Here is a 23,232-nt window from a genome sequence, read left to right as displayed (position 1 = left end):
GTGCCCGGCCCCGCCCTCCCGGTGCCCGGCCCCGCCGCACCGTCCGGTGCGCGGGCCGGGCACGGCGCCGTGGCCGGGGACCGGTCCGGACGCGGATCGGCGGCCGGGGACCGGCCCGGACGTGGGCCGGCGGCCGCGGACCGGTCCGGACATGGGCCGGCGGCCGCGGACTGGTCTGGACATGGGCCGGTGGCCGGTGACCGGGCCGGGACGGCGCGGCGCGGGAGCCCGGACCGGCGGCGCCGGGCCGGTGCGCTGCGCCGCGTGACACGGGTGCTGGCGCCGCTCGGTGTCCTCGCCGCCACGCTGCTGCTCGCCGACCCCGCGGGCGCACCCGAGCCCGGGGCGACGGCCGTCGCGTCGGTCCCGGTGACCGCTCCGGGGTCAGCACCGGGCGCGTTGCTGCCGCCGGGGCCCGCGCCGCTGGTGCGCTCGGAGCCGGTCCGGCTCCGGGTCGACCGGCTCGGGCTCGACACCGAGCCCCGGCCGATGGGGCTGACCGCGGACCGGTCGATGGAGGTCCCCGCGGACGCGGGCACCGTCGGCTGGTACACCGGCGCGCCGACCCCCGGTGAGGTCGGGCCCGCCGTGCTCACCGCGCACGTCGACTGGAAGGGGCTCCCCGGAGCCTTCGCCGACCTGGACACCCTGGAGCCCGGCGACGAGATCCGCGTCGACCGCGCCGACGGGACGTCGGTGGTGTTCGCGGTGCGCCGGGTCGGGCGCTTCCCCAAGGCGGAGTTCCCGACCGCCGAGGTCTACGGCGACCTGGACCACGCGGGCCTGCGGCTGATCACCTGCGGCGGGGTGTTCGACCGGTCGGCCCGCAGCTACCTCGACAACGTCGTGGTGTTCGCCGACCAGGTCCGCTGATCGGCCCGGCCGTCCGCGCTCCGCGCCCCCCGTCCGCGCTCCGCGCCCCGCCGAGTGCGGTCCGGACCCGCCGCGCCGTCGCGGTCCGTCGCCCCGCGCTCGTCGAGATGCAGCTCAGCGGGCTGCGGAGATCGACAACTCCCGCTGAGCTGCATCTCGACGGCAGGGCCGCCCGGGGCAGGGCCGCCCGGGGCAGGGCCGCCCGGGGCAGGGACGGCCGGGACCGGGCGCCGCGCTCACCTGCGGCGTCCGGTGCCCCGTCCCGGTGTCGCGGTGCGCGGGTCCTCCGGCCAGGCGTGCTTCGGGTAGCGCCCGCGGAGCTCGGCCCGGACCTGCGGGTAGGCGTTGTCCCAGAACGAGTCCAGGTCCGCGGTGACCGCGGTCGGGCGCCCGGCGGGGGAGAGCAAATGCAGCACCACCGGCACCCGCCCGTCGGCGACGGCGGGGGAGCCGGTCCACCCGAACACCTCCTGCACCTTCACCGGCAGCGCAGGGGCCGCCCCGGAGTAGTCCAGCGCGATCCGGGACCCGGTGGGGACGGTGAGCCGCTCCGGGGCCAGCTCGTCGATCCGCCCGGCGAGCCCGCCCACGGCCGCGGCGACGTACCGGCGCAGCGCGGGCCCGGCGTCGACCCGTGCCAGGTCCGAGCGTCGCCGGGCGGTGGCGAGCGGACCCGCCAGCCACCCGGCGGGATCGGCGGCGGAGTCGAGGAGCGCCTCCTCGGACACGTCCGGCCACGGTGCGCCCAGCACCCGGTGCAGGAAGCCCAGCCGCTCGCGCAGCGACACCGCGCCCGCCGTCCAGCGCAGCAGCCCGGTGCCCTCGGCGCGCAGCCCGGCGACGAGCGCGTCGCGGACGGCACCCGGGTCGGGGGAGCGGTCGGGCTTCTCCGACAGCACGATCGCGCCGAGCCGGTCGACGGTGCGGGCACGGACGTCGCCGTCGCTCCAGACGACCTCCGAGCCGGTGACCCGCAGCGGCGCGGCGGCCCGCAGCGCGGTCGCGGCATCGGTCGCCGCGGCGAGGCGTACCCGGCCGTGGGTCTGCCCGGGGCGCCGGTCGGCGACGGCGACGGCGAGCCACTCGGCGTCGCGCAGGGGACCGGGTGGGACCTCGACGGCGGTGCCGCCGGCCATCAGGAACACCCCGGCCGCGGTGTCGCGGCGCCGGGCGAGCCGTTCCGGGTGGGCGAGCCCGGTGACCAACGCGACGAGCTCGGCGCCCGCAGCCCCCTCGGCGCGATCGGTCCGTCCCCGGGCCCGCGCCGGTGTCCCGGCGGCAGCGCCGGAGCGGGCCCCGGTACTCGGCGACCCGGTGCCCGGCGACCCGGTGCCCGGCGGGGCGGCGGCCGCGGGGGACGAGGTGGCCGCGGGTGTAGCAGCGCGGGCGCGGCGCAGCGCGCCGGTCAGGCGGTCCCGGTCCCCGCGCCACCGCCCGGCGCCGGGGGCGTCGCCGGAGCGCAGCCGGGCCAGCGCGGCGGTCAGGTCGTCGGCGGGGCCGGCGAGGGTGTCGTCGTCGAGGACCGCGACGATCCCGGCGACCTCCCGCGGGTCCCCTCCGGCGGCGACGCCGTCGAGCAGCGCCCTGGCGAGGCGCGGGTGCAGGCCCAGTGCGGAGATCCGCCGTCCCCGGTCGGTGACCGCGCCGTCGGGGCCGATCGCGCCGAGCGCGGTCAGCACCCCGCGTCCGGCGGCCAGCGGACCGGGCGGCGGGGCGTCCCACCAGCGCAGACCGCTGCCGTCGGGGGTGCCCCAGACGGCGAGGTCCAGCGCGAGCGCGGTGAGGTCGGCGGTGCGGATCTCGGGGTCCGGGGCGTCGGCGAGCACTTCGCCCCCGGGCCAGCAGCGGTAGGCGAAGCCGGGTGCCTCCCGCCCGGCGCGGCCCGCGCGCTGGGTCGCGACCGCGCGCGAGACCCGGCGGGTCACGAGGCCGGACAACCCGCGCCGGTGGTCGGTGTGCGGGACCCGGACCAGCCCGGAGTCGACGACGGCCCGCACCCCGGGCACGGTCAGGCTGGACTCGGCGACGGCGGTGGCGAGCACGATCCCCGCCGCCGTGGCCCGTCGCGCAGCGCCGCGTCCTGCTCGGCGGCGGGCAGCCTGCCGTGCAGCGCGAGGACGTCGGCGTCGGGTCCGAGCTCGGCGCAGCGCCGACGCGGTCCGCCCGATCTCCGCGACGCCCGGCAGGAACGCCAGCACGCTGCGTGCTCGAGTGCCCGTACACACGTCGGCCGGGCCACGGTGTTCTCGATCCGCTCGGTCCCGCCGCGGCCGGCCCGGGCGGGCGGGACGTGGGTGACCGCGACGTCGTGGCTGCGAGCGGCGACCTCCAGCACCGGCGCGGGCCGGTCGTCGTCGCCCAGCAGTACGGCCGGGCGGGCCGCGTCGAGGGTCGCGGAGGTGGCCAGCAGCCGCAGATCGGGACGGAGCCCGTCGCGGGCGTCGAGCAGCAGGGTGAGACAGCAGGTCCGCGTCGAGGTGGCGTTCGTGCACCTCGTCGAGGACGACGGTGGACACCCCGGCCAGCTCCGGGTCCCCGGCGAGGCGGCGCAGCAGCAGCCCGGAGGTGACGACCTCGCCCCGGGTGCCGGCCCGGTGCGGGCGTCGCCGCGGACGCGGTAGCCGACCGGCCCGCCGACCTCGGTCCCCAGCAGCGACGACATCCGGGCCGCGGCGGCGCGGGCGGCGACCCGGCGCGGCTCGGCCACCAGCACCGTGCCCTCGGCCCCGGGGCGAACCCGTCGAGCCCGGCCAGCGCGAGCGGCACGAGGGTGGTCTTGCCGGTGCCGGGCGGGGCGACGAGCACGGCGCCGCCGCGGTCGTCCAGCGCCGCGCGCAGGTCGTCGAGGACGGCGCGGACCGGCAGGTCGGGGAGTGGGGACATCACCCCCGAGTATGGGTCAGGCCAGCCCGCTGTAGGACAGCACCATGATCACGACGACCGCGGCGGCGAGCCCGGTGGTGATCAGCAGCAGCGCCCAGCCCGGCAGCACGGTCCGGTCGAGCACCGGGCCGCGGGACGGTGGGTGGCGGCGGTGGCGGGCATCGGTGCTCCTGGGGCTCGGGCTGCGTCATACGGACGAACCTGATGTCGCACCCGGACCAGGAATCGTTAACCGTGGTCCCCGAAACTGATGACGGCTACCGTCGGGAGCGACATCGACGACGATGTCAGGCCCAGCTCCCGGAGGTGCGATGAGCTCGCCCACCACGACCCGACCGGCATCCGACGCGGCCCGCGTGGCACAGGCCGCCCGGGAGGTGGTCGAGGCCCACGACCCGCGGTCGGTGCCACGCGAGGAGCTGTTCGGCGCCCTCTACGACGCCGGCCTCGCCTGGGTGCACCACCCCGAGGGGCTCGGCGGGCTCGGTCTGTCCCGCGGGCTGCAGCCGGTGGTCGACCAGATCGTCACCGACGCCGGCGGCGAGCGGATGTTCGCGGTCAACCCGATCGGCTACGGCATGGGTGCGCCGACCGTCGTCGAGTACGGAGCGGACCGCGAGCAGGTCGCGGCCTGGCTCCGGCCGATGGCCACCGGCGAGGAGATCTGGTGCCAGCTGTTCAGCGAGCCCGGCGCCGGCTCCGACGTCGCGGGTCTGGCCACCTCCGCGGTCCGCGACGGCGACGAGTGGGTCGTCAACGGGCAGAAGGTCTGGACGACCCTGGCCCACGTCGCGCGGTGGGGGATGCTCGTCGCCCGGACCGATCCCGAGCAGCCCAAGCACCGCGGACTGACCTACTTCGTGATCGACATGGCCCAGCCGGGGGTCGACGTGCGCCCGCTGCGCCAGATGACCGGGCAGGCCGAGTTCAACGAGGTCCACCTGTCCGACGCGCGGGTCCTCGACGCGCACCGGCTCGGGGAGGTCGGCGCCGGCTGGAAGGTCGCGATCACCACCCTGATGAACGAGCGCACCGCCATCGGCGGGGTCACCGGGCGGCGTGGCAGCGGCGTCATCGGCGAGGCGCTCGGCCTGTGGCGGGCCCACCCCGACCGGCACACCCCGGTGCTGCGCGACCGGCTCGCGGCCCTGTGGACCCGCGCCGAGACCCACCGCCTCACCCTCGCCCGCGCGCGGCGCACCGCGAGCGGCGGGCAGCCCGGCCCGGAGGGCTCGGTGTCCAAGCTGGTCGGCGCCGAGCTGAACCAGGACGTCTACGAGTTCTGCATGGACCTGCTCGGTCCGGACGCGCTGCTCTACGACGACTGGTCGATGGACCGCAGCCGGGTGCACACCGACCCGAACTCCACGGTGCAGCAGCGCTTCCTGCGCTCGCGCGCGAACACCATCGAGGGCGGCACCTCGGAGGTCATGCGCAACATCCTCGGCGAACGCGTCCTCGGCCTGCCCGGCGAGCCCCGGTCGGACTCCGACCGCCCCTGGAAGGAGGTCCCCCGTGGCTGAGCAGGAACTCCGGGAGTTCGACGTCACCGACGAGCAGCGCGAGCTGCGCGCGTCGCTGCACCGCTTCGCCGAGCGCCAGCACGACGAGGCCACCCTGCGCCGGCTCGTCGACACCGCCGACGGGTTCGACCGGGCACTCTGGAGCCGCCTGGGCACCGAGCTCGGCGCGCTGTCGCTGGCCGTCCCCGAGGACCTCGGCGGCGCCGGCGGGACCTGTGTGGACCAGGCCGTCGCAGCCGAGGAGCTCGGTGCGGCCCTGGTGACCGGACCGCTGCTCGGCACCGTCGCGCTCGCGATCCCGGCGCTGGTCGCGGCCCCGGCGGCGCCGAGCGCGACGCGCTGCTCGCAGCACTGGCCGACGGCTCACGCACCGCGGCCCTGGTCGCCGTGCTCACCGCACCCTACGACGGCGCGTCCGCGGCCGGCGTCACCGCCGACGGCGACCGGCTCACCGGCACGGTCTCCCACGTCCCGGACGCGGGCGCCGCAGACGTGCTGGTCGTCGCGGCAGCGGGGGTCGACGGCCCGGTACTGGCCGTCGTCGACGCGGGCGCCGACGGGGTGCGGGTGGAGCGGCGCGGCTCGTTCGACGTGACCCGCCCGGTCGCCGGGGTCGTCCTCGACGGCGCGACCGGCACCGTGCTCGCCACCGGTACGGACGCCGACGGCGCCCTGCGCCACGCCTTCCGCACCGCGGGGGCGCTGCTCGCCGCCGAACAGGCGGGCATCGCCCGCCGGCTGCTCGACCTGACCGTCGCCTACGCGAAGGAACGGCTGCAGTTCGGCAGGCCCATCGGGTCGTTCCAGGCGGTCAAGCACCGGTGCGCGGACATGCTCGTCGCCGTCGAGCAGGCCCGGACCGCGGCGCTGCACGCGGCCTGGGCGGTTGACGACCCGCGCATCGACGACGCCGACCTCGCGGTGTCGATCGCGCAGGCCACCTGTTCGGAGACGACCTACCGGGTGGCCGCGGACGCGGTGCAGCTGCACGGCGGGATCGGGTTCACCTGGGAGCACGTCGCGCACCTGTACTACAAGCGCGCCGTCGCCGCCGCGGCCCTGCTCGGGTCCGCCGAGGCCCACCGCGAGCGCATCGCCGCGCTGGTGCTCGACACCCTCGGCGACGACGTCCGCGAGCCCCGGGTGGCGACCGGCTGAGCGCCGGGACCGGGTCAGACCTTGTTCAGACCCGGCTCCCGGTCCGGCACCACGAACGACGCCGCGGTGCGCACCGTGGCGGTGGGCTCGCTGACCCGGGACACGGTGCGGAAGTCCGCGCGCATCTGCGCGGGGGTGAAGGTCGCCAGCACGTAGCCGCGCCGGTCGAGCGACCACACCGAGCTGCCGCTGCCACCGGACTTCGCGTCGCCGTCGCCGTCGCCGCCGGAGGTCACCGAGGTGGTGACCAGCTCGGTGCCGGCGACCCTGTCGTCGTCGCCGGGGATCTCGTTGGCGTGGTGCACGTGCTCGTCCCCGGTGAGGACGACGGCGTTGCGCACGCCCGCCTCGGTCCAGCCGCGGACCACCCGTTCCCGGGAGCCGGTGAACTCCCCCCAGGTGCCGGACTTGCCGCCCCGGCGCGGGGCGAAGAACACCTGCTGGGCCAGCACGTCCCAGCCGGCCGCGGAGTCCCGCAGGCCGCGCAGCAGCCAGCGTTCCTGATCGGCGCCGAGCATCGAGCCGCGCATCCGGTACTGGCGGGTGTCCAGGACGTGGAAGGTGGCGAGCGAACCCCAGGACAGCCGCCGGTAGAGCTGGATGTCCGGGCCGTCGGGCACCGAGGCCCGGCGCAGCGGCATGTGCTCGTAGTAGGCCTGGGCCGCGGCCCGACGCCGGTCGGTCGTCGCGCCCTCCCAGTCGTTGACGACCTCGTGGTCGTCCCACACGACCACCCACGGGGCGACGGCGTGCGCGGCGCGCAGGTCCTCGTCGGAGCGCTGGTGGGCGTGGGTACGGCGGTACCCGGCGAGGGTCGTCGGCTCCGGCGGTCCCGGGTCGCGGACCTCGCCCCGGTCGGTCTCGTAGAAGTAGTCACCCAGGTGCAGGACGAGGTCGGGCGCATCGGCGGCCAGCCCGCGGTAGGCGGTGAAGTGGCCCGCCCCGAACTTCGCGCACGACGCCGTCGCGATCGTCAGCGACGCCGCCGCGGCACCTGCGGCGGGCGCGGTCCGGGTGCGCGCGGCGGGGGAGAGGTGTCCGCCGGTGCGGAACCGGTAGAAGTACTCGCGTCCCGGGGCGAGCCCCGCGGGCTCGGCGTGCACGCTGTGCGCGAGCTCGGAGGTGGCGGTCTCGGTGCCGCGCGCCACGACCCGGGCGAAGCGCTCGTCCTCGGCGACCTCCCACTCGACCTCGACCGCCCGGTCGGGCATGCCGCCGCGGCCGTCCTCGGCGTCGGGCTCGGGGGCCAGGCGGGTCCACAGCACCATGCCGTCGGGCGACGGGTCGCCCGAGGCGACGCCGAGGGTGAACGGGTCCGGCGTCGTCGCCTGTCGCAGCGCGCCGGCGAACCAGCGGGGCACGGCGGCGGGCTCACCACCGGGTGTGGCCGGCACCAGACCGGTGGCCGCGGCCCCGAGGGTGCCGAGCAGCACGCTGCGGCGTGGCAGTGCGGTCACACGTCCTCCTGTGCGTGGTGGTCGGGAAGAACCGTCCATGCTCCACCCCGGTGACCCCGACGACGGTGTGCACGCGCCAGGGTCGGTCTCACCGGACGAGTGAATCACTGCCCGCGCCCGGGCGCGGGCGTTCGGCCGGAACCGGCCGGGTGTGCCCCCGCCCCACGGCACGCGCGCACCGACGACCGAGTCCTGGTGCGCTGGATCACATCCGGTCTCACGTCGAACCTCCGCCCGGCGAGTCACGAAGACAGGTCATCGGGATCGCGCGGTATCGAGGCTCGCGCCCGCGGCGCCGTCGACGTCGCGGTCGGAGTCGTGCCGCGGTTCCAGGGAGCAGTGACGACCGCGGGTTCGCACGATCATGAGAAGTGACGATGTACGCGTCGGAGTCGGTCAGCGACTCTTCGGTACGGCGGTGAGACGGGAGACGTCGCATGCAGGCTCGAACGGAACCGGGACGACGGTCGCCGACGGAACGTCCAGCGTCATGTCCATCGTCATGTCCATCGTCACCGCCGACGAGTGCGACACCGCATTCGTCGTGAACCGGACCCGGATCGGGTCGAACGCGTTCCTGGGCGAGAGGATCCCGCCCCGCGCCCTCTGTCGAACGGAGAGCTCGCACGATGACCGGCACTCTCTTCGACCCCACCACCTCGGCCACTCGTGAGCACTGGAGCCGGGTGCTGCTGACCGGCGGTGCCACCCCGGCCCCGGCCCGGACGGCGACACCCCGGCCCGGGACCGCCGTGCACACCGAGCCGGTCCCGCGGGACGCGGTCGCCGCCGTCGCCGCGGGGTCCGGCGTCGAGCCCGGCGCTGTGCTGCTCGCTGCGCACGCCGCCGTCCTCGCGGCCCTGTCCGGCGACGCCGAGGTGGTCGCCGGGATCCCGGCCCGTCCCGGTACGACGCCGCTGCCGGTGTGCCTGGACAGGGCCTGCAGCTGGTCCGCTCTCGTCCTCGCGGCCGCCGAGGCACTGGCCGGGCTGCGCGCCCACTCCGACTCGGACCTGGGACGCCTCGCCGCCGAGTTCGGGACGGCGATTCCCTCGTTCGGCACCGTGCTCGATCCCGGCACGGACCTGCGCGGTACCGAGATCGCCCCCGGTGCGCTCGGCCGCACCGGCGACCGCGGTCCCGACACGGGCACCACCATCGGCGACGGCCGGGCCGCCGGGCTGCACGTCTCGCTGTCCGGGTCGACGCTGCGCCTGACCTACCGTCTCGACCTGCTCGACGAGGGTGCGGCCGCCCGGATCGCCGGCTACCACGCCACGGCCGTGGCGCTCGCCGCCGCCGACCCCGGCGCGCCGGTTCGCCCGTCGGCGCTGGTCGAGCCGGCCGGACGCGAGGCCTGACCTCGGCGACCTCGCCGGCCGGCCCCGTGACCTGCCCGACGGTCGAGCCCGGTGCCCGGCGTGGAGGTGACCCGGGTCAGCGGGCCGCTTCGACGACGAGGACGTGCGCGACCAGCGTGCCGACCGGGCCCGTGAGCTGCCGGCCGAGATCCGCGCCCAGCTCGCCGAGGGTCCGCTCCCGCACGTCCCACCCCGCCGCGCGCAGCACCGACGCCGGTGCGGGGCGGCGCCGGGTGTCCCACAGCTGCGCGAGGTCGCTGCCCATCGCCGGGGCCATCGCCCGGACCTCGTCGGTGTGCAGGTACTCGTCGGCGACCGCCAGGTCCACCGCCTCCAGCGCGACCCGGCTGCCCGGCGCGGACAGCTCGTCGACCCGGGCGAGCAGGTCTGCCTCCGCCTCCGGCGGCAGGTAGGCCAGCAGGCCCTCCACCAGCCACGCGGTGGGCTGGCCGGGGTCGAATCCGGACCCGCGCAGTGCGCCCGGCCCGTCGGCGCGCAGGTCGCAGGGCACGGCGACCAGCCGTGCCCGGGGCGCGGTGGCGCCGAGGACCCGCTGCTTGTGGGCCAGCACCTCGGGCTGGTCGATCTCGTACACCGACGTGCCGTCCGGCCAGGCCAGCCGGTAGGGGCGCGCGTCGAGCCCGGCCGCGGGGACGACGACCTGCCGCACCCCGTCCGCAGCCGCCGCCAGCAGCGCGTCGTCGAGCACCCGGGTGCGGATCGCCATCATGTCGACCAGCGCCCGCCAGCCGACGCCGCCGTCGTCGTCGGCACCGCGGGCGAGCGGGAGCCCCGGCGCGGCGGCGTCGACGAGTGCGCGCGCGTACGGGTCGACCACCAGCGGGTCAGGGCGCTCGGCCTCGGCGGCGCGGGCCGCAGCGACGGCCAGTGCGGTCGCGCCGACGCTGCGGGTGACGTCCCACCCGCCGGGGACACTGTTGCCACCGGCCGGGACGTTGCCGTGCGGTACTCCGGACATCGGTCCTCCCAGGAGGTGAGCAATGCTCACGATCATGATGCGGCATGCCGTGCGACGGCGCACCGCGGCATGACCGGGATCACCCGTCCGGATCACGGGAACCCGGTGGGTGGCACCCGGCGTTGATCCCCCGTGCATCTCCCGGCGCCCCGCAAGGTCCCTGTCGCCGTCGTCGCCGTCGTCGCCGTCGTCCTGCGCGGGGCGGTCGTCGCCTGCGTGCTGGCGGCGCTGGTCGTGGTCGAACTGACCTCGCGCAGCGGCGTGGCCTGGCGTCTGACCACCTTCACCTACCAGGTCAACCTGCTCGCCGCGGCCTTCTACCTCTGGACCCTGCTGGGTCGCCGGTACGACGCGCGGCCCGCGGTCCGTGGTGCGGTCGTGGTCTACCTGCTGGTCGCCGGCCTGGTCTGGGTGCTGTTCCTGTCCGGGCGCTCGACGGGCTTCACCCCGGCCAACGTGCTGCTACACATCGTCGTGCCGGTGTTGGCGCTGGCCGACTGGGTCCTCGTCCGGCCCGCCCGCGGCGGGCTGCGCTGGTGGCACCCGCCGGTGTGGCTGCTGTTCCCGGCCGCGTACCTCGGGCTGGCGCTGGCCGTGCTCAACGGCGCCGGCCGGCGCGCGCCGTACTACTTCCTGGATCCGGACGCCGTCGGCGCCGGCGGGCTGGCCTGGAACGTCCTCCGGCTGGCGGCCGGATTCCTGGTCCTGGGCTACCTGGTCCTGCTGGCCGGGCGGACCGGGGCCCGCGTCCCCGGGCGGGCCGTGGGCGAGGTCGTCCCCGGGCGGGCGTGAGCGGCGTCGCACGGATTCGTGACAGTCAACTCTGACTGTTTCCTGCTACCGTCGCAGGCGAGTCGACGGCCCCGACCCGGGCGCCGTCCACCGTCGCGAAGGAGCGAACACCGTGCGAGACGCAGTCATCGTCGAGGCCGTACGCAGCCCGGTCGGCAAGCGAAAGGGCGGCCTGGCGGACGTCCACCCCACGGACCTGTCCGCGCACGTCCTGCGCAGCCTGGTCGAGCGCTCGGGCGTGGACCCGGCGCAGATCGACGACGTCCTGTGGGGCTGCGTGTCCCAGACCGGGGAGCAGACCTTCGACATCGCCCGCAACGCCGCGCTGGCCGCCGGGTTCCCCGAGACCGTCACCGGTGTGACCGTCGACCGCCAGTGCGGGTCCAGCCAGCAGTCGGTGCACTTCGCGGCCGCGGGCCTGATCGCCGGGCAGTACGACGTGGCCGTCGCCGGCGGTGTCGAGTCCATGACGCGGGTGCCGATGGGCTCCTCCCTGCAGGGCCAGGACCCGTTCGGCGCCGACTTCGCCGCCCGCTACGGGGTCGCCCCGAACCAGGGCGTCGGCGCGGAGATGATCGCCGAGAAGTGGGGCTTCTCCCGCACCCAGCTCGACGAGTTCGCGCTGCTGTCGCACGAGCGCGCCGCCGCCGCGCAGGACGACGGCCGGTTCGACGGTCAGCTTTCCCCGCTGGCCGGCGTGACCGCCGACGAGGGGGTCCGCCGCGGCGGGACCGTCGAGGGCCTCGCCCAGCTCAAGACGGTGTTCAAGGACGCCGACCAGGGCGGCGTCATCCACGCGGGCAACTCCTCGCAGATCTCCGACGGCTCCGCCGCGCTGCTGATGACCACCAGCGAGAAGGCCCGCGAGCTCGGCCTGACCCCGATCGCCCGCGTGCACACCGCGGTCCTCGCCGTCGCCGACCCGGTCATCATGCTGACCGCCCCGATCCCCGCGACGGAGAAGGCGCTGAAGCGTTCCGGTCTGTCGCTGGACGAGATCGGCGCGTTCGAGGTCAACGAGGCGTTCGCGCCGGTGCCGCTGGCCTGGCTGGCGGACATCGCGGGCACCACCGACACCGCGTCCGGTGTCGGCGAGCGGCTCAACCCCAACGGCGGCGCCATCGCGCTGGGCCACCCCCTCGGCGGCTCCGGCGCGCGGATCATGACCACCCTGGTCCACCACATGCGCGACAACGGCATCCGCTACGGCCTGCAGACCATGTGCGAGGGCGGCGGCCAGGCCAACGCCACCATCCTCGAACTCCTCTGACACCCGCTCCCCACCCGGAAGGAAACAGACAGAACATGGACATCAACGGTTCCGTCGCCGTCGTCACCGGCGGTGCGTCCGGCCTGGGCCTGGCCACCACGGAGAAGTTCGTGGAGCTCGGCGCCAAGGTCCTGATCATCGACCTGCCGTCGTCGCAGGGCGAGGCCGTCGCCGACAAGCTGGGGGACAGCGTCCGCTTCGTCGCCGCCGACGTCACGAACGAGGAGCAGGTCTCGGCCGCCCTCGACGCCGCCGAGGAGCTCGGCACCGTCCGCGTCGCGGTCAACTGCGCCGGCATCGGCAACGGCATCAAGACCTTCGGCAAGACCGGCCCGTTCCCGCTGGCCGACTTCACCAAGGTCATCAACGTCAACCTGATCGGCACGTTCAACGTGATCCGGCTGGCGGCCGAGCGCATCGCCAAGTCCGACCACGTCGACGGCGACCGCGGCGTCATCATCAACACCGCCTCGGTGGCGGCCTTCGAGGGCCAGATCGGCCAGGCCGCCTACTCGGCGTCCAAGGGCGGCGTCGTCGGCATGACCCTGCCGATCGCCCGTGACCTGGCGAGCATCGGCATCCGGGTCAACACCATCGCCCCCGGTCTGTTCGAGACGCCGCTGCTCGCCGGCCTGCCCGAGGACGTCAAGACCTCGCTGGGCAAGCAGGTGCCGCACCCGTCGCGGCTGGGGCAGCCCGCGGAGTACGGCAAGCTCGCCGCCCACATTGTGGAGAACCCGATGCTCAACGGCGAGACGATCCGTCTCGACGGCGCGATCCGCATGCAGCCCCGCTAGTCCCCCTGCCGGTACCCCAGAGAGGAGGCGGCGCCGTGAAGCGCACGCTCTACGAGTCCGACCACGAGGACTTCCGCGAGGCCTTCCGGGCCTTCGTCGAGAAGGAGATCGCCCCGCACGAGGCGCAGTGGGAGCGCGACGGCGTCGTCTCCCGGGAGCTGTTCACCACCGCCGGCGCCAACGGGTTCCTGGGCATGGACGCGCCCGAGGAGTTCGGTGGCGGCGGGGTGCGGGACTTCCGGTTCAACGCCATCGTCTCCGAGGAGGTGCTGCGCGTCGGTGCGGCCGGTTCGGGGCTGGGCCTGACCCTGCACAACGACATCGTGCTGCCCTACCTGCTCGCTTACACCACCGACGAGCAGAAGCAGCGGTGGCTGCCGGGCGTCGTGGCGGGGGAGAAGATCCTCGCCATCGCGATGACCGAGCCGGGCATCGGCTCGGACCTGGCGTCGATGTCGACGACCGCCATCCGCGACGGCGACCACTACGTCGTCAACGGCGCGAAGACCTTCATCACCAACGGGATCAACGCCGACCTCGTCGTCGTCGCGGTGAAGACCGACCCGTCGCAGAAGCACAAGGGCATGAGCCTGCTGGTGCTCGAGCGCGGGATGGAGGGCTTCGAGCGCGGCCGCAACCTCGACAAGCTGGGCATGCACGCCCAGGACACCGCCGAGCTCTCCTTCACCGACGTGAAGGTGCCGGTGGAGAACCTGCTCGGGCCCGAGGAGGGCAAGGGCTTCGTCCAGCTGGTCGAGAAGCTGCCCCAGGAGCGCCTGTCGATCGCCGTCGCCGGGGTGGCCGCGGCCCGTACGGTGCTGACGAACACCCTGGAGTACGTCAAGGAGCGCAAGGCGTTCGGGTCCCCGGTCGGCTCGTTCCAGAACTCGAAGTTCGCGCTGGCCGAGATGGACACCGAGATCGACCTCGCCGAGCACTACGTCGACGACTGCGTGCGGGCGCTGAACGCGGGCGAGCTGACCGCCGTCGACGCGTCGAAGGCGAAGTACTGGTGCACCGAGCTGCAGGGCCGGGTCGCCGACCGCTGTCTGCAGCTGCACGGCGGCTACGGCTACATGAGCGAGTACCCGGTCTCCAAGGCCTACGCCGACGCCCGCATCACCCGGATCTACGGCGGCACCACCGAGATCATGAAGGAGGTGATCGGCCGGGGTCTGGGACTCTGAGCCGATGACCGACAGGCGATCATGAGCACATCATGAACACCGAACACCCTCCGGCGGTCAGGAGCCGGGCGCAGCGGTCGGAGGACAGCCGCGCCCGGATCCTGGACGCCGCCGTGGCCTGCCTCATCGACGGCGGCTACTCGGGCTCCACGACCCTGACCATCCAGTCGGCCGCCGACGTGTCGCGCGGCCGGCTGCTGCACCACTTCCCCAGCCGGGACCGGTTGCTGGTCGCGGCCGCGCAGCACCTGGCGGTGAAGCGCGTCGCCGACACCGAGGAACGCGTGCGACGGGTGGTCGAGACCGACCCGGTCGGCTCGTTCGAGCGGGCCGACCGGGTCATCGAGCTGTTGTGGGAGAGCTTCTCCGAGCCCCACTTCTGGGCGGCGGTGGAGCTCTGGACCGCGGCCCGGTCCAACGCCGAGATCGCCGAGGCGCTGCGACCCGAGGAGAAGCGCCTCGGCGCGGCGATCCGGGCGTCGATGGCCCGCATGTTCGGCGACGAGCTCGCCGGCCGCCCGCGGTTCAAGCAGCTGCGCGACCTGCTGCTCACCTCGATGCGCGGCACCTCGCTGACCTACACCTTCGACCCGCGCGACCCGGGCAGCGACCCGATGCTGCCCCAGTGGAAGGACCTGGCCCGGGTGCTGCTCGGGCCGTGACCGGCGCCCCGGGTGTCGGAGTCCTCAGGTGCGGTAGCTCTCAGGTGCCGAAGCTCAGCCCGAACGGCGGCGTCGCACCCTCGGGAACGACGGGCGGCGCCGGGGGCCGCACCGCGACCCGGTCGCGGCCCGCGTGCTTGGCCTCGTAGAGCGCGGCGTCCGCGGCGGCCAGCAGCCCGTCGAGGTCCGAGCCGTGGTCCGGTGTCGTCGCGACGCCGACCGACACCGACAGCCCGGTGACCCGGCCCGCGGTGGCCGTGTCGACCTCCAGCGCGCGCACGCCCCGGCGGATCCGCTCGGCGACCTCGCGGGCCCGGTCGTCCAGGGTGTCGTCGGCGCGCATCCCGCCGAGCGTGACCACGAACTCCTCGCCGCCGAACCGGCCGGCCAGGTCCTCGTCGCGCACCTCGGTGGTGAGGACGTCGGCGACGGCCTGGAGCACGTCGTCGCCCGCCAGGTGGCCGTGCCGGTCGTTGACCGCCTTGAAGTGGTCGAGGTCGAGGATCAGCACCGCGCCGGCGCGGTCGGTGCGCGTGTCCCGTTCCAGCATCTGGCGGCTGCGCCAGCGCCACGCCGCCGGGTTGAGGAGCCCGGTCTTGGCGTCGGTGTCGACCTGCGCCTCGAGCTGACGCACCAGGGTCGTCTGCTCGACGACGAGCAGCGGCAGCACCGCGAGCAGCGCGAACCAGGGGGAGGTGTTGGCGAGCACGACGGCGACCAGCCCGCCGATCGACAGCGTCGCCAGCTCCAGCCCGATGTCACCGCCCCACAGGATCACGAGGAACCGCGACCCCGGTGCGGTCAGCCGCAGCACCGACACGACCAGCAGCGTGTTCACCGTGGTGTAGGCGACCAGCGCGCCCAGCACCAGCGCCGCGTTCTGCGGGGTCGCCGGAGCCCCGCCCCAGCCGCCGACCAGCGCGAGCAGCCCCGCGACGGTGTGCACGGCGAGCAGGACCGTGGCGGCGCTGCAGACCTGGCGGTGCGGCGGCGTGCCGCTCGGGCGCACCACCCGCAGGTAGAGGTGGACGTAGATGACGGCGACGACGGCCGTCGCGAGCACCGGCGGCAGCAGCAGCGCCGCCGCGAAGGTCCAGACCGAGGTCATGTTGATGTAGCGGGTCTCGGCGATCCGGCGCCGCAGGCGTTCGGCGTTGACCGACAGCTCGGTGTGCACCGCGGCCACCAGCATCAGCAGCCCGCAGAGCAGCGCGTCGGTCCGCGTCGGCGCGGCCCCGGTCAGCGCGCCCGCGACGACGGCGGCCACCGCCGCGGACTCGACGGCCAGGACCAGCAGCAGCGGGCGCACCGGCAGGCCGAGCAGCGACCGGGCGTCCGGCACACGACGGCGACGCCGTGCCGGGCGCGGTGCCACCGGGCCAGAGGTCACGTCGCCTGCCTGTTCGTCGGGTGCGTTCAGGGGTATCGGGTCGAGGCTACGCGGGAGTAAGGCAAGCGGTTGCCGTTCGTGTCGCAGCGGCCCGAGTCCGCGCCGAGCGGCCCGGAACCGACGACGAACGCCTCAGGCTTGCGTTAAACCGTGACGGAGCGTTGTCCATCGCTTACTCTGGACCTGTCATCACTCGATCGTGGAGCGTGCCGTGCGTTCTGACGTGCGGAGCGCAACGGCGTCCGTTCCGGGACGGTGAGAAGTACTCCGGTCGAGGGGAGAGTGCTCGTGCGCAACTGGGACTGGTGAACCGTCATCGGCGCCGCGCGGGACGCTCGGTCGTCCCGCGCGGCGCCGCCGTTCGTGGCCGCCGGCCGTGTCGGGCCGGGTCCCGCGCACGTACCCGTCCCTGCCCGTGTCCCTGTCGCCAGAACCGGTGACGCACGGACGGGGCATGCGACACCCTCGTCCGGCGGTGTGTGCGTGCCGGCGCTCCATACTCTGAACGGGTGACACGTTCGTCACTCCGCTGCTCCGACCAGCGCAGACGAGCCGTTGCGGCCGGGTTCCGACGATCACCCCCTAGGCGGGACGTCCACCTTCGTGTTGCAGTTAGCCTCGCCTTATCTGAGGCGTGCCGAAGCAACGAAAGGACCGTGATGGCGAACCCCGCGAACGCGAACCCCCACTCCGCCCCGGAGGTACTCGACGTAGTGGGGGTCGGGTTCGGGCCGTCGAACCTCGGCATCGCGATCGCCCTGCTGGAGCACAACGCGGCGGCCCCGGCCGACGCGCCGGTGACCGGCCGGTTCGTCGAGCGCCAGGAGCGGTTCGGCTGGCACCGCGGGATGCTGCTCGAGGACGCGACCATGCAGGTGTCCTACCTCAAGGACCTCGTGACGTTGCGGAACCCGAACAGCGGCTTCTCCTTCCTGTCCTACCTGCACGACCGCGACCGGCTCGCCGACTTCATCAACTACGGCTCGTCGTTCCCCACCCGCCGCGAGTTCCACGACTACCTGGAGTGGGCCGCCGCACGGGTCGGCGAGGTCAGCGACGCCGCGGGCTCCCCGGTGACCGTCGACTACGGCAGCGAGGTCGTCGAGATCGAGCCCGTGCCCGGCGACGGGGTGGTCGACCTCCTCGACGTCGTGGTGCGCACCGGCGAACGGGTGGAGCGGCTGCGGACCCGCAACGTCGTGCTCGCCTGCGGGCTCACCCCGGTCCTCCCGCGCGGGATCACCGCAGGCGGACGCATCTGGCACAGCCGCGACCTGCTCTTCCACACCCGCGAGCTCGCCGGCGCCTCGCCCGCGCGGTTCGCCGTCGTCGGGGCCGGGCAGAGCGCGGCGGAGACCGTGGAGCACCTGCACCGCACCTTCCCGACCGCCGAGGTGCACGCGGTGTTCGCCCGCTACGGCTACAGCCCCGCCGACGACACGTCCTTCGCCAACCGGATCTTCGACCCGGCCGCCGTCGACGACTTCTTCACCGCCCCGGACGAGGTCAAGGACCGCATCCTCGGCTACCACGCCAACACCAACTACTCCGTGGTCGACCCCGAGCTGATCGAGGGCCTGTACCGCACGCACTACCACGAGCGGGTCGCCGGCCGGGAGCGACTGCGCTTCCGCAACGTCTCCCGGGTGGCCGACGTCGTCGACGTCGGGGACCGGGTGGAACTGGCCATCGAGTCGCTCATCGACGGCGAGCGCGAGGTCATCACCGCCGATGCCGTGGTCTACGCGACCGGGTACCGGTCGGCCGACCCACTGTGGCTGCTCGACGCCGGCCTGCAGCAGGCCTGCGGGCGCGACGGACAGGGCCGGCTCGACGTGCAGCGCGACTACCGCGTCCGCACCGGTGCGCTCCCCGGCGGCGGAACGGTCCGGGCCGGCGTCTACCTGCAGGGTCCGACCGAGCACACGCACGGCATCACCTCGACCCTGCTGTCCAACATCGCCGTGCGGTCCGGAGAGATCGTCGCCTCGCTCGTCCGGGGAACGGCGGTCGCCTCCCCGGAGGCGAGCGGACGCGACACCGCCACCGTCTGAGCGCCCCACCACGTCCCCGCACCGGAGGAGAACCATGTCCACCAACCCCTTCGACGACGAGAACGGCACCTTCCGGGTGCTGGTGAACGACGAGGGTCAGCACTCGCTGTGGCCGGACTTCGCCGAGGTCCCGGCGGGCTGGACCTCGGTCCACGGGCCGGCCGACCGGACCTCGTGCCTGGACTACGTCGAACGGAACTGGACCGATCTGCGACCGCGCAGCCTGCGCGAACGCACCGACGCCTGATCCGCGGCGCCGCCTGATCCGGGGCGCCGCGCCACTCAGCCGAGATCGGGTGCCTGGTCGGGCCGCAGACCCGACCAGGCACCCCACAGTCGGGCGTAGGTGCCCCCGGCGGCCACGAGCTCGTCGTGGCGGCCCTGCTCGATGACCCGCCCGTCCTCGAGGACGACGACCCGGTCGGCGGTGGCCGCCTGGGTCAGGCGGTGCGCGACGACCACCGTCGTCCGCCCGCGAGCCGCGGCGAGCGCCGCGTCCTCCAGCGCCCGGGCCCCGGAGCTGCCCGCCTCCGCGGTGGCCTCGTCCAGGATCACGACCGGCCGGTCGGCGAGCACGAGCCGGGCCAGCGCGAGCTGCTGGGACTGCACGACGTCCAGCTCGTGCGCGCCGTTCCCGACCGGGGTCGCCAGGCCCTCGGGCAGCGCCTCGGCCCAGGCCAGCGCCCCGACGGTGTCGAGCGCAGCGCGCAGCTGCGCGTCGTCGGCGTCCGGGGCGGCCAGGCGCAGGTCCTCGGCCAGCGTCCCGGCGAACACGTGCACCTCCTGGGTGACCAGCGCGACGGTGTCCCGGCGGACGGTCGGGCCCTGCTCGTCGAGGCCGGCGCCGCCGATCTCGATCCGGCCGGACGACGGCCGGTGCAGCCCCACGACCAGCTTCGCCAGGGTGGACTTGCCCGCGCCGCTCGCGCCCACCAGGGCGACCCGCGTGCCCGGCTCGACGTCGAGGTCCACCCCGCGCAGCGACGGGTGTCCGTCGACGTAGGCGTGGGTCAGGCCGCGGGCGCGGACGCGGGAGCCGTCCGGCCGGGCGGGCTCGGCGGGATCGGGCTCGGGGGCGAGGTCGGCGACCCCGACGATCCGGCGCAGCCCGGCGATCGCGGACTGGGCGACGTCGAGCTGGAACAGCACCACGTTGACCGGGCCGAACAGGTTGATGAAGTAGAGCGCCGCCGCGCTGGCCGTGCCGATCGTGGCCTCACCGGAGGTCACCAGCCAGAAGCCGGCGACCAGGACACCGGTCACGCCCAGGTACTCCGCCGCGTTGAGCCGGCCGAAGAATCGGGTCTGCAGTCGGATCACCCGCATCGCGAGCCCGACGACGGCGTCGGCGCGTTCGGCGACCCGGTCCCGGTGCTGGTCGTGCAGGCGGAACGCCCGCACGGTCGACACCCCCGCGGCGGTGTCGAGCAGCTGCTGCTGCTGGTCGCCGTAGGCGATCCGCTGCGCCGCGTAGATCGGGCCGGACCGGGTGAGGAACCAGCGCGCGGTCCAGGCCTGGATCGGGACGGCGAGCAGCGCGCCGAGGAGCAGCCGCCAGTCCAGCGCGAGCAGCGCGACGAGGGTCAGGCCGATCAGCGGCGCGGAGCGGGCGAACTCGGGCAGGGCCTCGCGCACGGCCTCGGCGACGACGCTGACGTCGTCGGTGACCCGCGAGGTCAGGTCCCCGGACCCGGCCCGTTCCAGCTGCTCCAGGTCCAGGTGCAGCGCCCGGTCGACGAACCGTTCGCGCAGCCCGGCCAGCACCGTCTCCCCGGCGCGGGCGACCAGGGCGACGCCGAGCATCGCGAGCACGCCCTGCCCGACCGCGACCCCGACCAGGCCGAGCACCGGTGCGGTGACGGCGTCGGCGCCCCCGGCCGTCGGCGACCAGGTCGACGATCCGGCCGAGCAGTGGTGCGGTGAGCAGGCTGACCGCGGCAGCCCCGACGAGCGTCCCGAGCCCGAGCAGCGCGGTGCCGCGCTGGGGCCGCAGCAGCTCGCCGAGGACGGCCCGCATCCGTGCCCCGTCGGCGACGGGCAGGCGGGTGGTCATCCGGTCACCAGCTTCCGGTAGTCGGGGTCGGCCATGAGCTCGCTGTGCGTCCCGTCCGCGGCGATCCGGCCGCCGCGCAGGACGACGGTCCGGTCGGCGGCGGCCAGCAGCGCCGGGCTGGTGGTGACGACGACGGTGGTCCGGCCGCGGCGCAGCGCGCGCAGCCCGTCGGCGATCGCGGCCTCGGTGACGGCGTCGACCGCGGTGGTCGGGTCGTGCAGCACGAGCACCGGGGGGTCGGCGGCGAGGGCCCGGGCGAGGGCGAGCCGCTGCCGCTGACCCCCGGACAGGGAGCTGCCCCGGGCGGCGACCGCGGTGTCCGCCCCGTCGGGGAGGACCTCCGCGGCCTGGTCGGCGCGAGCCGCGGCCATCGCCGGGGCCGGGTCGGTCCCGGGCGCACACCCGGCGAGGACGTTGTCGCGCACGGTGCCGGCGAACAGGTGCGCGTCGTGCGCGGCGACGAGCACACCGGCGCGGGCGTCGGTGCACTCCAGCGCGGTGAGGTCGGTCCCGCCGACCTCGACCCGGCCGTCGACGGGGTCGGTCTCGCGGCCCAGCAGCCGGACCAGCCCGAGTGCGGTCGCCGCGTCGTCGGTGACCACACCCAGCATGGTTCCCGGTGCGACGTCGAGATCCACGCCGGACAGGCCCACGGTGCGGACCCCGCGCAGGGTCAGCCCGCCGTCCCCGGCCGCAGCGGCGCTCCCGGAGCCGGACCCGGGCCGGGCGGTGACGGCGTGCTCGCTGCCGAGCAGCGTCGCGATCCGGCCGGCGGACGCGCGGCCCTGGGCGAGCTGGCGGCTCACCGCGCCGAACACCTCGAGCGGGCCCACCAGGAACTGGGCGAGGCCGACGGCGGCGACGAGCCCGCCGATGCTGAGCTGGCCGTCGGCGGCGAGTCGCCCGCCGACCAGCGCGATGAGGGCGAGGAAGAGCCCGTTGACCAGCTGGACCGAGCCGAGGAACCCGGCCTCGGCCCGGGTGGCGAACAGGGTCGCGCCCAGCGCCTCCCGGCTGACCCGACGGTAGCGACGCTGGGCCGCCGGCTCGACCCCGAGCCCCTTCAGCACCCGGACGCCGTCGATCAGGTCGGCCGCGACCCGGAGGCCGCGGCCGCCCGCTCCTGTTCGGCGTGGCTGCGCCGCTCCAGCGGGGTGCCGATCCGCTGGATCGCCCACAGCAGCGGCGGGGAGCCCAGCAGGATGAGCAGCCCCAGCGGCAGCGAGATGGTGAGCAGCGCGATCGCCGCGACGACGACCGCGGTCACCGCGGCCAGCCCGAGCGGGAGCATGAAGCTGACCACCGCGACACGTTTCGCGTCGGACACCGCGATCGAGGCCAGCTCACCGGGCAGCCGTCCGGCCTCGGCGCCGCCGCGGGGGTCGAGCAGCCGCCCGGCCACCTGCAGCCGCAGCCGGGCGTCGCCGCGTACGTCGGCCGACCAGGCGTGCCGGGCGCCGAAGCGGTAGCAGGTGGACAGGAACAGGAAGTCCAGTCCGAGGACCAGCAACCAGCCGGTGAGGGCGACGGGGTCGCCGGCCGCGATCCCGCGGTCGATCACCACCCCGACGAGGACGGGGACGAGTGCCTCACCCGCCTGGTGGCCGCAGAACAGCGCCGACGCCGCGGCGAGCCGTCCACGGAAGGCCCCCAGCGACCCCCGCAACACGGACCGGCCGGACTCCGCCTGGCGGGTGGGAACGTCCATTGTGTCAGGATAGCCTTGCCAACATCGACGCCCGACGCGGTCGGCGGCGGGCTCAGTTCCCCGGTGCCTGCCCCTTCAGCGCCGCGTCGAGCTGCGGCACCACGGTGTCGAGTGCGTAGGGCAGCGACAGCGGGCTGGAGTAGCCCAGTGCGGCGGCGAACTCGGTCTCGAACGGCCCGAGGTAGGCCACCCGGCCCTGCTGCACCGCCGGGATCGCCCGGAACACCGGGTCGGCCTCGGACTCGGCGCGCGAGCGGCCCAGCACCACGAGCAGATCGCTGTCGAGGTCGCCCTGGCGCTCCAGCGAGAGGGTCTGCGAGTCCGGCCGGACGGCGAAACCGAGGCCGGCGAAGATCTGGGCGCGCAGGTCGTCGGTGCCCATGTCGTAGGGGACACCCTCGATGAAGAAGTCCATCTTCAGGTTCTTGCCCGCGAAGTCGGGGTGGGCTGCCTTGGCCTCGTCGAACCTCGCGCGGGTCGCGGCGATGACCTGCTCGGCCTGCTCGGTGCGGCCGGTGGCCTGCCCGGTGATGCGGGTCTGCTCCTCCCAGCCTGCGGGGTTCGTGCCGTCGGGGGTGCCCTGGGCGACGGTCGGCGCGATCTGCGACAGCGCGGTGTAGGTCGCCTGGTCCATGAAGGAGTAGACGCCGAGGATCAGGTCGGGCTTCAGTGCGGCGACCTGCTCGATCGGGATCTCGGCTCCGGTCAGCAGCTGCGGCTGGGTCCCGCCGAGTGCCTCCTGCGCCCAGGGGCGCTGTGCGTAGTCGTAGTCGCCGATGTTCTCGCGGACCCCGACCGGCTTCACCCCCACGGCCAGTGCGAAGTCGGCGTCGTTGAAGCCGACGGTGACCACCCGCTGCGGTGCGGCCGGGATCGTCGTCTCGCCGAAGGCGTGCTTCAGTGTGACCGGGAAGGCTCCGGCGGCCTCGCCGGTGGGGGCGGGCTGCGCGGTGTCGCCGGTGCCCCCGGACGCACAGCCGGCCAGCGCCAGCAGCAGGACCACGTACGCGGCGAGCGCACGGAGCAGGGATCGGGGCATGGGGGCGGTCCTTTCGACGGGACCCGTGCGGGCGGGTGCACCGGGC

At 75.0% G+C, this 23,232-nt stretch carries 22 protein-coding genes; 13 read left to right on the top strand and 9 right to left on the bottom strand.

Translation table 11 applies throughout. The annotated features are described in order from the left end of the window. The gene (locus KPL57_RS71350) at nucleotides 1-873 is read left to right on the top strand and encodes a class F sortase (protein WP_226358994.1); all 873 of its coding nucleotides are present in this window, start codon (nucleotides 1-3) and stop codon (nucleotides 871-873) included. A gap of 236 nt (nucleotides 874-1,109) precedes the next feature. Here KPL57_RS71350 and KPL57_RS61235 read toward each other — a convergent pair whose 3' ends face one another. Together KPL57_RS61235 and KPL57_RS61230 are read right to left on the bottom strand one after the other, a co-directional pair. After that, nucleotides 1,110-2,915 (bottom strand): ATP-dependent helicase C-terminal domain-containing protein, encoded by a 1,806-nt coding sequence (locus KPL57_RS61235; protein WP_374203970.1) that lies wholly within the window; start codon nucleotides 2,913-2,915, stop codon nucleotides 1,110-1,112. Continuing rightward, the gene (locus KPL57_RS61230) at nucleotides 2,882-3,586 is read right to left on the bottom strand and encodes a hypothetical protein (protein ID WP_226358993.1); all 705 of its coding nucleotides are present in this window, start codon (nucleotides 3,584-3,586) and stop codon (nucleotides 2,882-2,884) included. Before KPL57_RS61230 ends, KPL57_RS61235 begins: the two co-directional genes overlap by 34 nt. Nucleotides 3,587-4,067: 481 nt before the next feature. On the opposite strand from KPL57_RS61230, the gene KPL57_RS61225 reads away from it, so the two are divergent. From KPL57_RS61225 to KPL57_RS71345, 3 genes are read left to right on the top strand one after another with little or no spacing between them, the layout of a single operon-like run. Then, the gene (locus KPL57_RS61225; RefSeq protein WP_226358992.1) at nucleotides 4,068-5,279 is read left to right on the top strand and encodes an acyl-CoA dehydrogenase family protein; all 1,212 of its coding nucleotides are present in this window, start codon (nucleotides 4,068-4,070) and stop codon (nucleotides 5,277-5,279) included. Continuing rightward, nucleotides 5,272-5,874 carry an acyl-CoA dehydrogenase family protein gene (locus tag KPL57_RS61220; RefSeq protein WP_226358991.1) on the top strand — a complete coding sequence of 201 codons (603 nt, stop codon included), beginning with the start codon at nucleotides 5,272-5,274 and terminating at the stop codon, nucleotides 5,872-5,874. Before KPL57_RS61225 ends, KPL57_RS61220 begins: the two co-directional genes overlap by 8 nt. Next, nucleotides 5,772-6,437, top strand: a complete 666-nt coding sequence (locus tag KPL57_RS71345) for an acyl-CoA dehydrogenase family protein (protein ID WP_308253358.1) — start codon at nucleotides 5,772-5,774, stop codon at nucleotides 6,435-6,437. The genes KPL57_RS61220 and KPL57_RS71345 overlap by 103 nt, the downstream gene beginning before the upstream one ends. Before the next feature lie 14 nt (nucleotides 6,438-6,451). On the opposite strand, the gene KPL57_RS61210 is transcribed toward KPL57_RS71345, so the two are convergent. Next, nucleotides 6,452-7,933: an alkaline phosphatase gene (locus KPL57_RS61210; protein WP_374203969.1), complete on the bottom strand. Its 1,482-nt coding sequence runs from the start codon at nucleotides 7,931-7,933 to the stop codon at nucleotides 6,452-6,454. 590 nt (nucleotides 7,934-8,523) lie between these two features. Here KPL57_RS61210 and KPL57_RS61205 point away from each other — a divergent pair. Beyond that, the gene (locus KPL57_RS61205; protein ID WP_226358989.1) at nucleotides 8,524-9,255 is read left to right on the top strand and encodes a hypothetical protein; all 732 of its coding nucleotides are present in this window, start codon (nucleotides 8,524-8,526) and stop codon (nucleotides 9,253-9,255) included. 76 nt (nucleotides 9,256-9,331) lie between these two features. Here the strand turns inward: KPL57_RS61205 and KPL57_RS61200 are convergent, their stop codons facing one another. Continuing rightward, nucleotides 9,332-10,234, bottom strand: coding sequence for an SAM-dependent methyltransferase (locus KPL57_RS61200; protein ID WP_226358988.1), 903 nt, complete (start codon nucleotides 10,232-10,234; stop codon nucleotides 9,332-9,334). A 132-nt stretch (nucleotides 10,235-10,366) separates the two neighbouring features. Between KPL57_RS61200 and KPL57_RS61195 the strand changes: the two genes are divergently transcribed. The 5 genes from KPL57_RS61195 (at nucleotide 10,367) to KPL57_RS61175 (ending at nucleotide 14,942) form a co-directional block, all read left to right on the top strand. After that, nucleotides 10,367-11,026 carry a Pr6Pr family membrane protein gene (locus KPL57_RS61195; RefSeq protein ID WP_226358987.1) on the top strand — a complete coding sequence of 220 codons (660 nt, stop codon included), beginning with the start codon at nucleotides 10,367-10,369 and terminating at the stop codon, nucleotides 11,024-11,026. Nucleotides 11,027-11,138: 112 nt separating this feature from the next. Then, nucleotides 11,139-12,296, top strand: coding sequence for an acetyl-CoA C-acyltransferase (locus KPL57_RS61190; protein ID WP_226358986.1), 1,158 nt, complete (start codon nucleotides 11,139-11,141; stop codon nucleotides 12,294-12,296). A gap of 35 nt (nucleotides 12,297-12,331) precedes the next feature. Next, complete coding sequence (locus tag KPL57_RS61185) at nucleotides 12,332-13,093, top strand: 3-hydroxyacyl-CoA dehydrogenase (protein WP_226358985.1); 762 nt, start codon at nucleotides 12,332-12,334, stop codon at nucleotides 13,091-13,093. 35 nt (nucleotides 13,094-13,128) lie between these two features. Further along, nucleotides 13,129-14,280, top strand: a complete 1,152-nt coding sequence (locus KPL57_RS61180) for an acyl-CoA dehydrogenase family protein (RefSeq protein WP_020625370.1) — start codon at nucleotides 13,129-13,131, stop codon at nucleotides 14,278-14,280. A 32-nt stretch (nucleotides 14,281-14,312) separates the two neighbouring features. Continuing rightward, on the top strand, nucleotides 14,313-14,942 hold the full coding sequence (locus KPL57_RS61175) for a TetR/AcrR family transcriptional regulator (RefSeq protein ID WP_060712091.1): 630 nt from the start codon (nucleotides 14,313-14,315) through the stop codon (nucleotides 14,940-14,942). A 40-nt stretch (nucleotides 14,943-14,982) separates the two neighbouring features. Here the strand turns inward: KPL57_RS61175 and KPL57_RS61170 are convergent, their stop codons facing one another. Beyond that, nucleotides 14,983-16,332, bottom strand: coding sequence for a GGDEF domain-containing protein (locus KPL57_RS61170; RefSeq protein WP_226358984.1), 1,350 nt, complete (start codon nucleotides 16,330-16,332; stop codon nucleotides 14,983-14,985). 659 nt (nucleotides 16,333-16,991) lie between these two features. Between KPL57_RS61170 and KPL57_RS61165 the strand changes: the two genes are divergently transcribed. Beyond that, the gene (locus KPL57_RS61165; protein ID WP_226358983.1) at nucleotides 16,992-18,386 is read left to right on the top strand and encodes a lysine N(6)-hydroxylase/L-ornithine N(5)-oxygenase family protein; all 1,395 of its coding nucleotides are present in this window, start codon (nucleotides 16,992-16,994) and stop codon (nucleotides 18,384-18,386) included. Between the two features lie 34 nt (nucleotides 18,387-18,420). Continuing rightward, nucleotides 18,421-18,633 (top strand): MbtH family protein, encoded by a 213-nt coding sequence (locus KPL57_RS61160; RefSeq protein WP_020625570.1) that lies wholly within the window; start codon nucleotides 18,421-18,423, stop codon nucleotides 18,631-18,633. Between the two features lie 35 nt (nucleotides 18,634-18,668). Here KPL57_RS61160 and KPL57_RS61155 read toward each other — a convergent pair whose 3' ends face one another. After that, nucleotides 18,669-20,234, bottom strand: a complete 1,566-nt coding sequence (locus KPL57_RS61155) for an ABC transporter ATP-binding protein (RefSeq protein ID WP_308253342.1) — start codon at nucleotides 20,232-20,234, stop codon at nucleotides 18,669-18,671. A 7-nt stretch (nucleotides 20,235-20,241) separates the two neighbouring features. On the opposite strand from KPL57_RS61155, the gene KPL57_RS71340 reads away from it, so the two are divergent. Then, nucleotides 20,242-20,460, top strand: coding sequence for a hypothetical protein (locus KPL57_RS71340; RefSeq protein WP_308253340.1), 219 nt, complete (start codon nucleotides 20,242-20,244; stop codon nucleotides 20,458-20,460). Here KPL57_RS71340 and KPL57_RS71335 read toward each other — a convergent pair. The 3 genes from KPL57_RS71335 to KPL57_RS61145 are packed head-to-tail and all read right to left on the bottom strand — an operon-like array spanning nucleotide 20,436 to nucleotide 23,186. After that, on the bottom strand, nucleotides 20,436-21,509 hold the full coding sequence (locus KPL57_RS71335) for an ABC transporter ATP-binding protein (protein ID WP_308253338.1): 1,074 nt from the start codon (nucleotides 21,507-21,509) through the stop codon (nucleotides 20,436-20,438). The genes KPL57_RS71340 and KPL57_RS71335 overlap by 25 nt on opposite strands. Nucleotides 21,510-21,523: 14 nt before the next feature. After that, on the bottom strand, nucleotides 21,524-22,147 hold the full coding sequence (locus tag KPL57_RS71330; protein ID WP_308253336.1) for a hypothetical protein: 624 nt from the start codon (nucleotides 22,145-22,147) through the stop codon (nucleotides 21,524-21,526). A gap of 52 nt (nucleotides 22,148-22,199) precedes the next feature. Continuing rightward, nucleotides 22,200-23,186: an ABC transporter substrate-binding protein gene (locus tag KPL57_RS61145; RefSeq protein WP_226358982.1), complete on the bottom strand. Its 987-nt coding sequence runs from the start codon at nucleotides 23,184-23,186 to the stop codon at nucleotides 22,200-22,202. Nucleotides 23,187-23,232: the final 46 nt, after the last annotated feature.

Source organism: Pseudonocardia sp. ICBG601 (assembly GCF_020496245.1).
This window is presented reverse-complemented; position numbering and strand designations above follow the sequence as displayed.

Excerpts from the sequence above, each read along its gene's own strand:
- KPL57_RS61225 (WP_226358992.1), top strand. The coding sequence starts at position 4,068 with ATGAGCTCGCCCACCACGACCCGACCGGCATCCGACGCGGCCCGCGTG.
- KPL57_RS61210 (WP_374203969.1), bottom strand. The coding sequence starts at position 7,933 with ATGGACGGTTCTTCCCGACCACCACGCACAGGAGGACGTGTGACCGCA.
- KPL57_RS61205 (WP_226358989.1), top strand. The coding sequence starts at position 8,524 with ATGACCGGCACTCTCTTCGACCCCACCACCTCGGCCACTCGTGAGCAC.
- KPL57_RS61200 (WP_226358988.1), bottom strand. The coding sequence starts at position 10,234 with ATGTCCGGAGTACCGCACGGCAACGTCCCGGCCGGTGGCAACAGTGTC.
- KPL57_RS61185 (WP_226358985.1), top strand. The coding sequence starts at position 12,332 with ATGGACATCAACGGTTCCGTCGCCGTCGTCACCGGCGGTGCGTCCGGC.
- KPL57_RS61175 (WP_060712091.1), top strand. The coding sequence starts at position 14,313 with ATGAACACCGAACACCCTCCGGCGGTCAGGAGCCGGGCGCAGCGGTCG.
- KPL57_RS61165 (WP_226358983.1), top strand. The coding sequence starts at position 16,992 with ATGGCGAACCCCGCGAACGCGAACCCCCACTCCGCCCCGGAGGTACTC.
- KPL57_RS61160 (WP_020625570.1), top strand. The coding sequence starts at position 18,421 with ATGTCCACCAACCCCTTCGACGACGAGAACGGCACCTTCCGGGTGCTG.
- KPL57_RS71330 (WP_308253336.1), bottom strand. The coding sequence starts at position 22,147 with ATGGACGTTCCCACCCGCCAGGCGGAGTCCGGCCGGTCCGTGTTGCGG.
- KPL57_RS61145 (WP_226358982.1), bottom strand. The coding sequence starts at position 23,186 with ATGCCCCGATCCCTGCTCCGTGCGCTCGCCGCGTACGTGGTCCTGCTG.